The sequence below is a fragment of the Flavobacterium sp. FG68 genome (assembly GCF_057808895.1).
The window spans coordinates 51,473-67,489 of record NZ_JBMDIY010000035.1; the positions used below are offsets into that span (position 1 = coordinate 51,473).

12 protein-coding genes are annotated in these 16,017 nt (G+C 32.7%); all 12 read left to right on the top strand.

Going from position 1 to position 16,017, the window contains the following annotated elements:
• Window positions 1-67 precede the first annotated feature (67 nt).
• The 12 genes from efp (at window position 68) to ACODSB_RS19625 (ending at window position 15,794) form a co-directional block, all read left to right on the top strand.
• Window positions 68-634, top strand: coding sequence for an elongation factor P (gene efp / locus ACODSB_RS19570; protein WP_053471427.1), 567 nt, complete (start codon window positions 68-70; stop codon window positions 632-634).
• A 91-nt stretch (window positions 635-725) separates the two neighbouring features.
• Window positions 726-1,655 carry a UDP-3-O-(3-hydroxymyristoyl)glucosamine N-acyltransferase gene (locus tag ACODSB_RS19575; protein ID WP_488938259.1) on the top strand — a complete coding sequence of 310 codons (930 nt, stop codon included), beginning with the start codon at window positions 726-728 and terminating at the stop codon, window positions 1,653-1,655.
• Window position 1,656: 1 nt separating this feature from the next.
• On the top strand, window positions 1,657-2,019 hold the full coding sequence (locus ACODSB_RS19580; protein ID WP_053471429.1) for a nuclear transport factor 2 family protein: 363 nt from the start codon (window positions 1,657-1,659) through the stop codon (window positions 2,017-2,019).
• An 86-nt stretch (window positions 2,020-2,105) separates the two neighbouring features.
• Window positions 2,106-2,978, top strand: a complete 873-nt coding sequence (gene sucD, locus ACODSB_RS19585) for a succinate--CoA ligase subunit alpha (protein ID WP_053471430.1) — start codon at window positions 2,106-2,108, stop codon at window positions 2,976-2,978.
• Between the two features lie 143 nt (window positions 2,979-3,121).
• Window positions 3,122-3,550 carry a hypothetical protein gene (locus ACODSB_RS19590; protein WP_053471431.1) on the top strand — a complete coding sequence of 143 codons (429 nt, stop codon included), beginning with the start codon at window positions 3,122-3,124 and terminating at the stop codon, window positions 3,548-3,550.
• Between the two features lie 121 nt (window positions 3,551-3,671).
• A complete protein-coding gene (locus ACODSB_RS19595; RefSeq protein WP_488938260.1) occupies window positions 3,672-5,963 on the top strand; it encodes a DUF7619 domain-containing protein in 2,292 nt (763 codons plus the stop codon).
• Between the two features lie 262 nt (window positions 5,964-6,225).
• Window positions 6,226-6,837: an RNA polymerase sigma factor gene (locus ACODSB_RS19600; RefSeq protein WP_488938261.1), complete on the top strand. Its 612-nt coding sequence runs from the start codon at window positions 6,226-6,228 to the stop codon at window positions 6,835-6,837.
• Window positions 6,838-6,927: 90 nt separating this feature from the next.
• Window positions 6,928-8,040: a FecR family protein gene (locus ACODSB_RS19605; protein ID WP_053471434.1), complete on the top strand. Its 1,113-nt coding sequence runs from the start codon at window positions 6,928-6,930 to the stop codon at window positions 8,038-8,040.
• Between the two features lie 298 nt (window positions 8,041-8,338).
• A complete protein-coding gene (locus ACODSB_RS19610) occupies window positions 8,339-12,067 on the top strand; it encodes a SusC/RagA family TonB-linked outer membrane protein (RefSeq protein ID WP_256634879.1) in 3,729 nt (1,242 codons plus the stop codon).
• 11 nt (window positions 12,068-12,078) lie between these two features.
• Window positions 12,079-13,557 carry a RagB/SusD family nutrient uptake outer membrane protein gene (locus tag ACODSB_RS19615; protein ID WP_488938262.1) on the top strand — a complete coding sequence of 493 codons (1,479 nt, stop codon included), beginning with the start codon at window positions 12,079-12,081 and terminating at the stop codon, window positions 13,555-13,557.
• Between the two features lie 19 nt (window positions 13,558-13,576).
• The gene (locus ACODSB_RS19620; RefSeq protein WP_053471437.1) at window positions 13,577-14,437 is read left to right on the top strand and encodes a substrate import-associated zinc metallohydrolase lipoprotein; all 861 of its coding nucleotides are present in this window, start codon (window positions 13,577-13,579) and stop codon (window positions 14,435-14,437) included.
• 10 nt (window positions 14,438-14,447) lie between these two features.
• Window positions 14,448-15,794: a DUF4302 domain-containing protein gene (locus ACODSB_RS19625; protein ID WP_488938263.1), complete on the top strand. Its 1,347-nt coding sequence runs from the start codon at window positions 14,448-14,450 to the stop codon at window positions 15,792-15,794.
• The last annotated feature ends 223 nt before the right edge of the window (window positions 15,795-16,017 follow it).

Below are 16,017 nucleotides of genomic sequence, written 5' to 3' on the forward strand. Positions count from 1 at the left end.
TATTATAAAAATACAATGTGGATCAGTTTTTCAAAATCTACATTCAAAAATCTAAAATAAAAAACAAATGGCATCTACATCAGATATTAGAAACGGATTGTGTATTAAATTTAATCACGATATTTATAAAATCATTGAATTTCTTCACGTTAAACCAGGAAAAGGTCCAGCTTTCGTAAGAACTAAATTAAAAAGTTTAACTTCAGGTAAAGTATTGGATAATACATTTTCTGCTGGTCACAAAATTGACGTTATTAGAGTTGAGACACATACATTCCAGTTTTTATATCCAGAAGGTGATGAATTTCACTTCATGAATGCTGAAACTTTCGAACAAATTTCTTTAAACAAGAATATCTTAGATGCTCCGGATTTATTAAAAGAAGGAACAAATGTAATGGTTCAGATTAATACTGAAACTGATTTACCTTTATCTGTAGATATGCCTGCATCTGTAGTTCTTGAAGTTACTTACGCTGAGCCGGGAGTAAAAGGAAATACAGCTACAAACGCTACAAAAAATGCTACAGTAGAAACTGGTGCATCTGTAAACGTTCCGTTGTTCATCAACGAAGGTGATAAAATTAAAATCGATACAGCTTCAGGTTCTTACATGGAGCGTGTAAAAGAGTAGTTTTTATAAGTTTTCAGTTTTCAGTCACAGTTTTTCAGTTTGTTGATTGAAAACTGTGACTGAAAACTGAGACTAAAAACGAAATAAAAATATGAAATTTCCAAAAATTCACTCTTTAGAAGAAATTGCAAATTTGCTTAAATGCGAATTTATTGGTGACAAAAACTTTGAGGTTTTAGGCATGAACGAAATCCATGTTGTAGAACCAGGTGATATTGTTTTTGTTGACCATCCAAAATATTATGACAAAGCTTTACAATCTGCAGCAACAATTGTTTTAATAAACAAAAAGGTTGAATGCCCGGAAGGTAAAGCTCTTTTAATTTCTGATGATCCTTTCAGAGATTTTAATACTTTAACCAGACATTTTAAACCATTTCAATTTGCAAATGTTGCGATTTCATCTTCAGCTAGTATTGGAGAAGGTACTGTAATTCAGCCTAATAGTTTTATTGGGAATCATGTTAAAATTGGAAAGAATTGTTTGATTCACTCAAACGTTTCAATTTACGATCATACCGTAATTGGTGATAATGTTATTATTCATGCCGGAACTATTTTAGGTGCTGATGCTTTTTATTATAAAAAACGTCCTGAAGGTTTCGATCAGCTAATTTCTGGCGGAAGAGTGGTAATTGAAGATAATGTTGGAATTGGTGCTCTTTGTACAATTGACAAAGGAGTTACCGGAGACACTACAATTAAAGAAGGTACAAAAATCGATAATCAGGTGCATGTTGGACATGATTCTGTTATCGGAAAAAAATGTCTAATTGCTTCACAGACTGGTATTGCAGGATGTGTTGTTATTGAAGATGAAGTTACAATTTGGGGACAAGTTGGAACAACCAGCGGAATTACAATAGGAGCGAAGGCTGTTATTATGGGACAAACCGGAGTTACTAAATCGGTTGAAGGAGGAAAGTCCTATTTTGGAACTCCAATTGAAGAATCAAGAGAAAAGTTAAAGCAATTAGCTAATATCAAAAAGATTCCTGAAATTTTAAATAAATTGAAGTAATATGTCTATAAAAGAGTTTGTTCAAAAATTTTATAAGTCGGATGCCTTAATTGATAGTGAAATTTTAAAAACTTATCTGCATCCTGAGGTAATCATTGAATGGAACAGTACAAAAGGTTTTATTCAGTTAGATTATAATGCTATAGTTGAATTAACAAATGAACTCAGCCGAGCTTATGTGCGTTCTAAAGTCAGAATCAGTCACATTCTTGCCGAAGATGACTTAGTTTCAGTACGTTATTCTCATTATGTAAAAACAATCGAGAATCCGCGTGAGGAAATGTTATTAGCGCATTTTGCAACGATTTGGCAAATAAAAGACGATAAGCTTTATAGAGGTTATCAAATGAGTCAATTTTCTTAATATTTTTTTGACAATAAAAGAGGCAAATTACATTACAAAACCTTATTTTTGCAACACAATTTTAAAAACTACATAAAATATATATCATGAGTGTTTTAGTTAATAAAGATTCCAAAATAATTGTTCAGGGATTTACAGGAAGCGAAGGTACTTTCCACGCTTCTCAAATGATTGAGTACGGTACTAATGTTGTTGGTGGTGTTACTCCGGGTAAAGGAGGAACTAGCCATTTAGACCGTCCGGTTTTTAATACAGTAAAAGATGCTGTAGATCAAGCTGGAGCTGATACTTCTATCATTTTTGTTCCGCCAGCTTTTGCTGCTGATGCAATTATGGAAGCTGCTGATGCCGGAATTAAAGTAATTATTGCTATTACAGAAGGAATTCCTGTAGCAGATATGATTAAAGCAAATAATTATGTTAAAGAAAGAAATTCTAGATTAATTGGACCAAACTGTCCAGGTGTTATCACTCCGGGAGAAGCTAAAGTTGGTATTATGCCAGGTTTCGTTTTCAAAAAAGGAACAGTTGGTATCGTTTCTAAATCTGGAACTTTAACTTACGAAGCTGCTGACCAGGTTGTAAAACAAGGTTTAGGAATTACTACAGCTATTGGTATTGGTGGAGATCCAATCATTGGAACTACAACTAAAGAAGCTGTTGAATTATTAATGAACGATCCGGAAACTGAAGCAATCATTATGATTGGTGAAATTGGAGGTCAATTAGAGGCTGATGCTGCAAGATGGGTAAAAGCTGATGGTAACCGTAAACCAGTTATTGGTTTTATCGCTGGAGAAACTGCGCCTGCTGGTAGAACAATGGGTCACGCAGGTGCTATTGTTGGTGGTTCTGACGATACAGCTGCTGCTAAAAAACAAATTATGAGAGACAACGGAATTTACGTTGTTGATTCACCAGCTGAAATTGGTAAAAAAGTAAAAGAAGTATTAGGATAATCTCCAAATATTCAAAATAACAAATTCCAAAAAAGTCTCAATATTTGTTGAGACTTTTTTACATTTTTAAAATGTTCGGAATAAAATTAAAAATCTTAGCAACTTAGAACCTCAGTATCTTAGAAGCTTAAAAATGAAAAATGATGAGTAAAGAATTAGAAAAGTTTAAAGCAAGTAATAGTTTTACTTTTACTGTAAATGATAGTTTAGAAGAAGTTTGCAACGCTCCGGAAGGAAGCGCTGGAATCTTTGTAGTTTATGAAATTGACGGAGATGCAAAAGAATTAATCATGGTAGGTTCTACTGGAACTGTTCAAAATGATGGAACTCTTAAAAGCAAAAATGGCGGATTATATGATAAAATCGTAAACGGACATCAATTTGCTAAAACAGGAAGAAAATATTCATGGCCGGCTCAAATGAAATTAGAGAACATTTCTGTTCTTGAAGTAGTTTGGTACGAAACTTTTAATGCAGATGTAAAAGCAATTCCAACTGCAGTTGAAGGACAAGTTTTGCAAAATTTCTTAGATGAAAATGCAAAATTACCAAGATGGAATGTGGCTTTTTAAGCTGATTTCAATTTATAAAATTTCGAAGGCCTTACTAATACTTAGTAAGGCTTTTTTTATTGATAGATAGGTTTTTAATTTTTGGTTTTATATATTTAGGCATCAAAAACAAATTAAACCTATGATCAAAAACTACTTATTATTAATGGCTTTGTGCCTTTTTTCTTCAGCGAATTCGCAAATTATTGATTTCCCTGATATTAATTTTAAAAATAGATTGTTGAGTATAGATCGTAATAGTTCTAAAGCAAAAAATAAGCTTGGAAATTATACGGCTGTAGATTTAAACGGAGATCGTGAAATTGATGTAAGCGAAGCTGAAAATTTAATATATCTAGATCTTTATAATTCTGTTAGTCAAAACCATATCATTAGTTTAGAAGGAATTCTTAATTTTTCTAATCTTTATACATTAAATTGTAATAACAATAGGATTGAAACTTTAGATTTGAGAGGTTTGAAATCATTAGCTGATTTAAATTGCGCTGTCAATAAAATTACCAGCCTAAATGTTAGTGGGTTAGTTAATCTACAAGGTATTAATTGTTCACATAATGAATTAACATCTTTGGATATCAGTAACCTGACAAATCTAAAGATCGTTCAAAGTTATAATAATCACCTTACTTCGATAAATACTACAGGTTCTACTGAAATTTTTAATTTATATTGTGAGTTTAATGAACTTACTTCGATTGATGTAAGTACATTGAAAAATCTGGATAGATTTTATTGTACTAATAATAAAATTTCTTCTTTAGATTTTTCTAATAATATTAAAATGAGATATTTGCAATGTGAGAATAATAATTTATCGACATTAGAACTTAGTCATATTAGTATTTTAGAAACTTTAAAATGTGATTATAATTTGCCTTTATCAACTATTTTTGTAAAAAAAGGCAGCGTACTTGGAGGTGCATTTACATTTAGTTTTTGTCCAAATCTAGAATATATTTGTGTAGATGAAGAAGGAGTTTTACGCGCAGAAAATTTAGTAAAAGAATATGGTTATAAAAACTGTAAAGTTAGTTCATATTGCTCATTTGTTCCAGGCGGAAAATTTTATACAATTAAAGGGAATAATAAAGTAAATATTGATAATACTGAATGTAATGCTTCAGATTCATTAATTCCAAATTTGAAATACAACATTACGAATGGAACAGCTTCATGGGGAGTAATTTCTGATAGTTCAGGTAATTATCAAATCCCTGTTCAGGCTGGTACATATACTATAACGCCTATATTAGCAAATCCAGATTATTTTACAATCACTCCTCAATCAATCAAAGTTAAATTCCCAGCTAATGATGATTTTATTATACAAAATTTTTGTGTTGGTTTAAAAAATCCAAAAGCAGACTTAGAAGTTTCTATAATTCCTTTAGGTGCAGCACGACCAGGTTTTGATGCTAAGTATAAAATAACGTATAAAAATAAAGGTAATTTTAAACAGGATGGGGTGGTAGATTTAGTTTTTAATGATGCAATCTTAGATTTAGTAAAGTCAACTCCTTTAGTTAATGAACAAACAGCAAATAAATTATCATGGAGTTTTACTAATCTTAAGCCTTTTGAAGCAAGGGATATTAATATCATTCTTAATGTGAACTCTCCAACTGAAATTCCGGCTGTAAACAATAATGATATTTTAATTTATACAGGAAATATTGCATCAAATCAAGTTGATGTAACCCCAATTGACAACTCTTTTGCATTGCGCCAAACAGTAGTTGGATCTTTTGACCCTAATGATAAAACCTGTTTAGAAGGCGACGTTATAAAACCAGAATTAATAGGCGAATATGTTCATTATTTAATTCGTTTTGAAAATACGGGAACTTACCCGGCTGAGAATATCGTAGTGAAGGATTTAATTGATTTGTCAAAGTTTGATATTTCTACATTAGTTCCAACAGGAGCAAGTCACTCGTATGTCACTAAAATTTCTAATGGAAATAAAGTAGAATTCATCTTTGAAAAAATAAACCTTCCTTTTGATGATGCTCATAATGATGGATACATTGCTTTTAAAATTAAAACGTTACCAACCTTAAAAGTGGGTGATTCTTTTACAAATGAAGCTAATATTTATTTCGATTATAATTTTCCAATTTTAACCAATAAAGCTACTTCAACTTTTAAAACATTAGGAACTCAGGATTTCGAGTTTTCGAACTATTTTAATATATATCCAAATCCGGTTAAAGATGTTTTAAATATCTCTGTAAATAATACAATTGAAATTAAGACTTTGAATATTTATGATATTTTAGGGCAGCTGATAATCACGGTTCCAAATGCAGAAAAAACATCTAATATTGATGTTTCAAGACTACAGACAGGGAATTATATTTTACAGGTAAAAACAAATAAAGGGAATTCAAGTTCTAAATTTATTAAATACTAAATTTTAGTAAAGTAAGTAAAGTCATTCAAAAATATATTTGTTATTGGGGAGAACAATAATTTTAACATTTCCTTAAGAACCCAGTTATATCAACCAAAAGAGATAGTTTTCTATATTAGGAAACTGTCTCTTTTGTGTAAAATAATTGTTTTTAAGTTTTTGCTTTTATATATTTATCGAACAAAAGTAAATGATAATGTTAAAATAATGTATTCTCTGCATTAAGGAACATTGCCTTTGCAGAATTATAAGCCCCCACAATATGAGAACCCGAATCCTGCCGATCAATGCTGTTGACGATAATACACTTTGGAATAATTTAATAAATGGAGATGAAAAATCATTTTCATTATTATTTGAAAGATACTATAGTGATCTTGTAAATTATGGAAATTCCCTTTCTCCATATGCCGAAAAAGTACAGGATTGTATTCAGGATGTTTTTACAGATATTTGGGTTTATCGCAATTCCCTTCAGAAAGCTGTAGTGGTAAAAGCTTATTTATTATCGAGCGTTCGAAAAAGAATTGCACGTTTGTATGAACGTGATCATATTTTTAGAAAAACTGCAAGTACAGATGCGATTGCTTTTCTTTTAGAATTTTCTGTAGAAAACGAACTTTTGGACGACGATTATGCTGCAAAAGAAAAAGTAACATACCTAAACAAATTACTTAACGAATTACCTGCCAGACAAAAAGAAGCCCTTTATTTGCGCTATCATCAAGGTTTATCTGTAGAACAAATTGCAGAAATGCTGGATGTTAATTATCAGTCGGCAAGTAATTTACTGCACCGCGGATTATTGACTCTTCGCAAAGAATGGAAGGGTAGTTTTGCCTTAATCACGCTACTATTTTCAAGCTCTCTTTAAAAAAAGTTAAAAAAACTTAAAAAAAATCATAATTTGGTGAGTATATAATAAGATAACTGTCCTCTATGTTTTTGTAACCTTATTTTTTAGATGCAAAAACGTAATAAATATACCGAAATAGAAGATTTTTTATCTGACGAATCATTCCAATCGTGGGTTCTATCCAAAATTGATGAAGATGGCTGGGAAGAGTGGACTTTAGAAAGCCGCCAGCGTGCTAAATTAGTTGAAGATGCACGATTACTGCTTTTGGCAATGAAAGTTCCTGAAAATAATCTTTCAAGCTCTGATATTCACAGAGCGCTGCACAGTACCTGGATTAAAGTTCGGGATAAAGAAAATCAAAAAACTTTAGAGAATTTAAAAGTTAAGTTTTTCCGCAGACGATTTCTGTCTGGCGTAGCAGCAACATTATTTTTTGGTTTTATGGCTGTGTGGTTTTATAACAGCTATTTTAAAACCGAAAGCACAGTTGTAACTTACAAAGAACTTATTGACGAAAACAGCGAAGGATTAGTGGAACAGACTAATAATTCTGACAAACCTCAAATTATTACCTTATCAGACGGCAGTTCTGTATTACTGCAGCCTAACAGTAAATTAAGTTATCCTAAAATCTTTACCGGAAACGAAAGAAAGGTGTATTTATCCGGCGAAGGTTTCTTTGAAATTAGTAAAAATCCCCACAAACCATTCTTCGTTTATGCAAACGAAATTGTTACCAAGGTTGTTGGAACTAGTTTTAGAGTTAAAGCTTATTCTGACCAGCCAGATGTAGAAATTCTTGTTCGCACCGGTAAAGTTAAGGTAAAGTCAAATGAGCTGGTTTCTAAATCTGATGAAGAAGAAATTATATTACTGCCTAATCAGGCACTACGATTTTTGCGAAGCGACTTAAAGTTTAATAAAATCACAAATATCACTCAGGATGCAGCTTTAACCCAAAGTGTTGGAAATATAGAACAGCTGAGTTTTGAATTTAATGATATTCCGGTTTCGCAGATTTTTGAAACAATTGAGCAGGCTTACTTAGTAAATATCGATTATCCAAAAAATAAATTAACCGACTGCCACTTAACAACATCATTAAGTGATCAGCCTTTAACAGAAAAGCTAAAAATTGTCTGTAAAAGCATAGGCAATAATACCAGTTTTGAAATGAATGGGAACCAAATAATTATTACCTCAGACGGTTGTAATTAATTTTTTTAGTGTAACTGTAATTACACCAAAAATACCATTGTTTCTAATAATTAATTTTTCGAAGTAAAGCCTTTCATTTCCTGATGAAAATGTAATTTATTTCACCAAAATAATAACCAAAAACTAAACTCAACCAGAAATAACTAAATGCCTATGTAAAAGTGAATACCATAAAAAAAGTGCCGAAATGCTGTAACATTATCGACACTTCATTAAATCGAATTTCTCTCTGTAAAGAGTTATTCATACGTTTCTTAAAATACACTCGAATCAGTATTAATCAAAACAAATCAAAATTATGAAAAAACCAGTTGTTAAACAACGATTACTCCATAGAATCATGAAAATAACACTATTTCAGTTTGTCTTAGCACTTGTGTTTTCAAGCTTTGCAGTGGCAAATAATGTAAATGGGCAAAAGAAATTAGATACCAAAGTTACAATTACAGTTGAAAATTTGACTCTTGATAATGCTTTGTCTAAAATTGAAAAGTCTGCACATGTAAAGTTTTCGTATAACTCAAGACTTCCTCAGTTAAGCAATAAAGTAAGTATAGAGGCCAATCAGGAAACGCTTTCAAGTATATTGAGCAGAGTTCTGGTTCCATTTAATATTACATTTTCAGAAGTAAGCAATCAGATTATTTTGCAAAAAACTGCCAGCGCAGATCCATTTGCAAGTGCTGATAATCATGATACACTTTTTGAAGTATTAACTGCAGGTCCAATCATCAAAGGTAAAGTTACAGACCAGTCAGGAAGCCCGCTTCCGGGAGCTACAGTTATGGCAAAAGGTACTAAAATAGCAGTATTAACAGATTTTGATGGTAATTTTTCTATCGAAATGCCTGCAAATTCAACAGGACTTATCATTTCTTACGTAGGTATGGACACGAAAGAAATTGGTATAGAAAATACTACACCAACCGTAGTACTTAGTGAAGTAGGACAAAACTTAAAAGAAGTTGTAGTAACAACAGGTTACGAAAAAACATCAAAAAGAACTTTTACAGGAGCAATCAGTAAAATTTCTGGTGCTGAATTAAAAGTTGATGGTGTTGTTGACGTAAGCAGAATGATTGAAGGTAAAGCAGCAGGGGTTACCGTACAAAACGTTACAGGAACATTTGGTACAGCTCCAAAAATTACAGTTCGTGGATCATCTTCAATTTTTGGAGATACAAAACCATTATGGGTTATTGATGGTGTGGTTCAGGAAGATATTATCAATATGTCATTTGCAGATTTAGCATCTGGAAACTCAGAAACATTATTAAGTTCATCTGTAGCAGGTTTAAATGCAAACGATATCCAAAGTATTGAGATTCTTAAAGATGCATCAGCAACTTCTATCTATGGTTCAAGATCATTAAATGGAGTTGTGGTTGTTACAACAAAACAAGGTCGTAGAGATGCTCCGTTAAAAATTACTTACGGTTTAGAGCAAACTGTTAGAGCGGTGCCAAACTACAGCCAGTACGATATTTTAAATTCTCAGGAATCTATGAGTATTTTAAAAGAAATGGAACAAAAAGGATATTTAGATTTACCTTCAACAGTAAACGGAAGATACGGTGGAGCTTACAATATTTTAGGAAGAGCAATCAACACTTACGTGCCGGAAACTGGAGGATATTTAGTAAATAATGATCCTGTAAGCCGTAATAATTTCTTGAAAAAATACGAATTAGCAAATACAGACTGGTTCAACGTTTTGTTTAGACCATCTATTACACAAAACCACTCATTAAGTTTTTCAGGTGGTGGAAAAAACAATACATTCTACGCGTCTTTAGGATATTACACAGATCCGGGATGGACAATTGCTGATGATGTAAAACAAATTTCAAGTAACATCAAAGGAACATTTTATGTAAACGATAAATTGAACATTACATTATCTACATTAGCATCTATTCGTGATCAGGGCGCTCCTGGAAGTTACGAAAGTGAAAAAGACGTAGTTTTTGGAAAAGTAACCCGTGATTTCGATATCAACCCGTTTAACTATGTATTAAACACAAGTAGAACATTACGTCCTTATGACGAAAATGGAAACTTAGAATACTACAGAAACAACTGGGCTAAAATGAACATCATCAATGAGTTGAAAAACAACTACATGGAAATCGAAGTAAAAGATATCCGTTTCCAGTTAGATCTTGATTATAAAATTACGCCGCATTTAACGTATAACTTAACAGGTTCAGCACGTTACGCAAACACAAGCCGCGAACATAAAATTTTAGAAAACTCAAACGTAGTTGGTGCTTACAAAGCTGGAACTCCAGATGGAGAAGATGGTGTAAACACATTGGTTAGAGATCAGAATATTTTCTTATACCAGGATCCAAATGATTTAACAGCGCCAAAAGTTTCTGTTTTACCAAATGGAGGTTTCTTAAGAAAATTTACAAACGACATGACATCTTATAACTTAAGAAATAGTGTTAACTATAGAAATGTTTTTGCAGATAAACACGAAGTAGAAGGTTTATTTGGAACAGAGATGAGAGTTGTAGACAGAACAAGCGATCAATTTACAGCTGCTGGTTTACAATACGACAGAGGTTTAACAGCTTTTACAGATCCAAGAATCATCGAAAAAATCATTAACGGAGGAGATTCTTACTACGGATTTAATGAAGAAAAAGAAAGAACAGTTGGTTTCTTCGGAAAAATTGGATACACATACGATCGTCGTTATACAGCTTCTGTAACAGGACGTTATGACGGATCTAACAGACAAGGAAACAGCGATTCTTCAAGATGGTTACCAACCTATACTTTTAGTGGAAAATGGAACGTTGCCGAAGAAAGCTTCATGAAAAACGTAGAATCAGTAAATACATTGGCACTTAGAGCTTCTTATGGTTTAACAGCTACTGCAGGACCGGCAACAAACTCATTGGCAATCTACAAAAGTTATGTTACAGATCGTTTTAATCTTGATGACAGAGAAACTGGAATTAGAATTGACGAATTGCAAAACAGTGATTTAACTTGGGAAAAACAATTTGAAACAAACATTGGTCTTGACCTTGGAATGTTCAATAACAGAGTACAGTTAACAACAGATGTTTACCGTCGTAAAGCATTTGACTTAGTTGATTACGTAATTACTTCAGGAATTGGAGGACAAAGAATCAGACAAGGAAACAATGCAGATATGGAAACTAAAGGTTTAGAGGTTGGTATTACAACTAAAAACTTTGACAACAAAGATTTTAAATGGTCTACAACACTTAACTTTTCTGTATACCACCAGGAAATTACAAAGTTAGAAAACACACCAACTGCATTCGATTTAATTGATGCAAACGGAGGAAACACAGTTGGACACCCAAGAAACTCATTGTATTCTTACCAATTTACAGGTTTAAATAATCAAGGTCTTCCAACCTTTATATTACAAGACGGAGCAGAAAATAATATTACAGATGCTAACTTTCAGGATAATTTAAATGTTACGAAATATCTTAAATATGAAGGATCAATCGAGCCAAACAAATCTATAGGTTTAGCAAATACTTTTACGTACAAAAACTGGTCATTATATGTGTTTTTTGTTGGATCAGGAGGAAACAAAGTTCGTTTAAACCCTGTGTATGATAGTACTTATGATGATTTAACAGTATTTACAAAAGATTTTACAAACCGTTGGATCAATCCTGGAGATGAGAATATTACAAACATTCCGGTTATTGCAGACAGACGTTTAAATGCTAATTACGGTGGAGAACGTACACTAGCAAGAGCTTATAATACTTATAACTATTCAGATGCTCGTATTGCAGATGGTGATTTCATTCGTTTGAAAAACATTTCATTAAGCTGGGAATTCCCTAAAGATTTCAAGAAAAAATTGGGACTAAGCACTTTTACATTAAAAGGTTCTGCAGTTAATCCTTGGTTACTTTACTCTGATAAAAGATTAAACGGTCAGGATCCTGAGTTTCGTAATTCTGGAGGAGTTGCTTTACCAGTAACATCTCAATACACCTTTACTTTAAACCTTTCATTATAATAGTCAGAAACATGAAAAACTTAAAAATAGCATTATCCCTTTTAATACTTACGAGTAGTATTACTAGCTGTGATGATTTCCTTTCGGAAAAACCAGATAACAGAACAGAAATTGACACACCTGCAAAAATCTCAGAAATACTAGTTCAAGCCTATCCGCAAATGAGTTATTTTGATATTGCAGAAACAATGTCAGATAATGTTTTTGACAGCGGAATGGCAGAAACAATAAGAAAAAATGAGCAAAGCTATAACTGGGATATTCAAACAGAAACAACAGATATAGATACTCAGGCTTACTATTGGGATGCCTGCTACACTGCAATTGCACACGCTAACAAAGCATTAGAAGCAATTGAAGATTTAGGAAGCCCTGCAAGTTTGAACCCGCAAAAAGGAGAAGCATTAATCGCAAGAGCATATTCTCATTTTATGTTAGTTTCACTTTGGTCAAAACGTTATAATCCTGCAACTGCTGCATCAGATTTAGGAATTCCTTACGTTACAAAACCAGAAACTGAATTGGTTACAAAATACAAACGTAATACAGTAAAAGAAGTTTTTGACTTTATTGAAAAAGATATCGAAGACGGTTTGAAAATCGTAACAAACGATTACAAACAACCAAAATTCCATTTCAATGTAAGCGCTTCAAAAGCTTTTGCCAGCAGATTTTATTTAATAAAAGGAGACTGGGACAGAGTACTTGAATTAACAAGCGATTTAGGTTCAAAACCAGTTGGAAAATTAAGAGATTTTGCATCTTATGATTTATTGAGCGCCGTTGATCAAAGATTAGCTTACGCAAGCAGTGATGCCGAAACAAATTTATTAATCGTTTCAGCAAATTCAATTGTAAGCAGATCATACTATTCAAACCGTTTTTACCTTTCGGGAGCAAGATATCCGGATATTTTTGGTACAGCAACAAGTTTGTTTAATAAACCTTGGTTATACAATTTTTACTCATCAAACAGCAGTATAACAGTATTCCTTCCTAAATTTTATGAATATTTCAAATATTCAAATGTAACAGCAGGAATTGGAGATCCATATGTTGCGGAAGTTTTATTAAGTAATGATGAGTTTTTCTTGAACAGAATCGAAGCTCACGTAATGAAAGGAGATATTGCAACAGCAAACGACGAGTTAGAATATTTTCTATCAACAAGAACTGTAGGATATGTACCAACAGATAAGCTTACAGAAGCAAAAGTGGTAGCTAAATATCCGGTAATTGCAGATGAGTACACGCCATTTTACACAATGACACCAGTACAAACATCATACGTAAAAGCAATTGCAGAAACAAGACGTAGAGATTTTATACACGAAGGAATGAGATGGTTTGATGTAAAACGTTTTAATATCGTAGTGAATCACGAAACAACAAACAAACCGGTAAACACTTTAGTAAAAGATGACAACCGCAGAGCAATACAAATTCCTTTGCATGCATCAAATACAGGTGTCGAATTAAATCCTAGATAATCTTTAAAATTAAAAACTTATGAAACTATTCAAATACAATAAAATTATCGTTATGGCCTTGGTTTCGGCAGCTTTAATTTCATGCGGAAGCGATGATCAGCCGGGAGAAAGCCAGTTAGACTTTACACAGCCAACAAAAACGGCCTTAGACAACTGGATTACAACTACATACTTAAACCCATTTAATATTAATGTACAATACAAATGGAACCAAAATACAGTAGATAACAGCCGTTATTTATTTCCGCCAACAATAGACAAAGTGCAGCCGGCGCTTGAAATTGTTGAAGAAATTTGGTTAAAAAGCTATTCAACAATTGGAGGTGCAGATTTCGTTAAAAAAATCGCACCAAGAGAAATTGTTTTAGTTGGAGGAGTAAACTTAAACAGTGTTGGAACAAGAACTTTAGGTTTAGCCGAAGGAGGACAGCGTGTTACATTGTTTGAAACAGATTATATCGATCAGTCAGATCGTGCAAACGTTTCAGAATTTATACATACAATCCAGCACGAGTACATCCATATTTTGAATCAAAACAAACCTTTTGACGAAAAAGCTTGGGCTGCAGTAACACCTGTAGGATATACAGCAGACTGGTATAATTATGATATTCCGGAATCAAATGAAATCGGGTTTATTACATCTTATGCAAGATCAAACATTAATGAAGACTTTGCAGAAACTGCTTCAATGATTTTAATTTTTACAAAAGCAGAATACGAAGCATTTTTAGATGGCATCGAAAGTCCTTTTGCATATCAGGCATTAAAAACAAAAGAAGCCTTGGTAGTAAAATATTTCAAAGAAGCATTCAACATGGATTTTTATGCTTTAAGAGACGAAGCTGAGAAAAACACAACTGCTGTAATAAACAACTAACACAAGTATCATGAAAATAAAAAACATATATAAGTATTTATTTGCAGCTATTTTGATACTGCATTTAAGCAGCTGTAATAACAATACAGATGCCGACCAATTATTTGACGAAACGCCTACAACGCGTATCAACAATCAAAAATCTGAACTTAATACTGCATTACTTTCATCACAATTTGGCTGGAAAGCGGTTTATTTTACAGATAATACAGTTTTAGGCGGATACACACACTTGTTTAAGTTTGCACAAGACGGAACTGTAGAAATGGCTTCTGATTTTGATGCAGATACTAATGTATACAAAAGTGAATACGCTATTCAGCTTGGAAGTACAGTAAGTTTGATATTTACTACAAAAAACAGAATTCACCTTTTATCTGAGTCAGATAATTATCCAATTCCGGCATTAAGAGCAAAAGGATATTTAGGAGATTTTCAGTTTTTATACTACGGGCAAGAAAACGGAGAAATCATTTTTAAAGCAAATAGAAACGGTACAGAAATTCGTTTTGTAAAAGCAACTGCTGATGATTGGGCAAAATTGCCTCAGAATTTAGTAATGGAGCAAAACGTTATTGGAAGTGACGATAGACCACTTTTTAGATTATTAGAAACTACAGACGGAACAACAACACACAAATTCGATTTTTCTTTTAGCGAAGTAACTCGTTTTGCAGAGTCAAATTCTATCGAAACTGGTTATTCTATAAGCTACAATATGGGAGTAGGATACACGCCAACCGGAATTGTAGTAAGCCCGGCTGTAGAAGTAGGCGGACAAAAATTATCAAATTTTGTGTATAATGATGCTGACGGAAGCTTTACAGCAACAGGAACTGGAGGAGTGAAGGCTGAAATTAAATATTCTAATAAGCCATTGATCATTACAGATGACTATAAAAGCTTCCTGGATGGTAAGCCGCAAATGGTTATCAGTTTTATTACTGCAAACCTTTATACAGCGCCAACAACGTCTACATACTTTAAAACATTATTTGACGCTGCAAATGCTACATTACCGGCAAACCAAAAAATAACCAGAATTCAAATTTATTTCAATTCAGCTTTTGGTAACTATATCGAATATCGTTTCGCAGGCGGAAGACCAAGTGTTTATCACAACTTTACAACAAGTGCAGATGATACAAACAAACGAATTATTCTAACTCACGATTCATGGGATAACGGATCAGCATTTATTCCGGCTCCGGCATTCTTAAAAAATCTTGACGATGAATTCTTCAACGCAGCAGGACTTTATTTGAAAAAAGAAGCATTTAAAATCCAGTTTACAAACAACATTTATACAGTTACAAGTTCTACGAATAACTTTAGAACAACAACATATCAATTATAGTAATTTTTAGTTTTAATTTTTATTTTGGAGAAAGCAGCTCATTCATTTGAGCTGTTTTTTTATTAAAACCAGATATCCTAAAGAATAATTTTAGTATGAAAAAATATATAACACCAGCAAATATTGCCATTTTCATCTGGGGAATAGGGCTTTTATTTATAAATGAGATGTGGATGTGCTAACTTAGCATGGAGTTCTAGTTAAGAACTAAATCTTAACTTTA

Bases quoted from the DNA above. Each gene is read 5' to 3' on its own strand.
- efp (WP_053471427.1), top strand. From the start codon at position 68: ATGGCATCTACATCAGATATTAGAAACGGATTGTGTATTAAATTTAAT.
- ACODSB_RS19575 (WP_488938259.1), top strand. From the start codon at position 726: ATGAAATTTCCAAAAATTCACTCTTTAGAAGAAATTGCAAATTTGCTT.
- ACODSB_RS19580 (WP_053471429.1), top strand. From the start codon at position 1,657: ATGTCTATAAAAGAGTTTGTTCAAAAATTTTATAAGTCGGATGCCTTA.
- sucD (WP_053471430.1), top strand. From the start codon at position 2,106: ATGAGTGTTTTAGTTAATAAAGATTCCAAAATAATTGTTCAGGGATTT.
- ACODSB_RS19590 (WP_053471431.1), top strand. From the start codon at position 3,122: ATGAGTAAAGAATTAGAAAAGTTTAAAGCAAGTAATAGTTTTACTTTT.
- ACODSB_RS19595 (WP_488938260.1), top strand. From the start codon at position 3,672: ATGATCAAAAACTACTTATTATTAATGGCTTTGTGCCTTTTTTCTTCA.
- ACODSB_RS19600 (WP_488938261.1), top strand. From the start codon at position 6,226: ATGAGAACCCGAATCCTGCCGATCAATGCTGTTGACGATAATACACTT.
- ACODSB_RS19605 (WP_053471434.1), top strand. From the start codon at position 6,928: ATGCAAAAACGTAATAAATATACCGAAATAGAAGATTTTTTATCTGAC.
- ACODSB_RS19610 (WP_256634879.1), top strand. From the start codon at position 8,339: ATGAAAAAACCAGTTGTTAAACAACGATTACTCCATAGAATCATGAAA.
- ACODSB_RS19615 (WP_488938262.1), top strand. From the start codon at position 12,079: ATGAAAAACTTAAAAATAGCATTATCCCTTTTAATACTTACGAGTAGT.
- ACODSB_RS19620 (WP_053471437.1), top strand. From the start codon at position 13,577: ATGAAACTATTCAAATACAATAAAATTATCGTTATGGCCTTGGTTTCG.
- ACODSB_RS19625 (WP_488938263.1), top strand. From the start codon at position 14,448: ATGAAAATAAAAAACATATATAAGTATTTATTTGCAGCTATTTTGATA.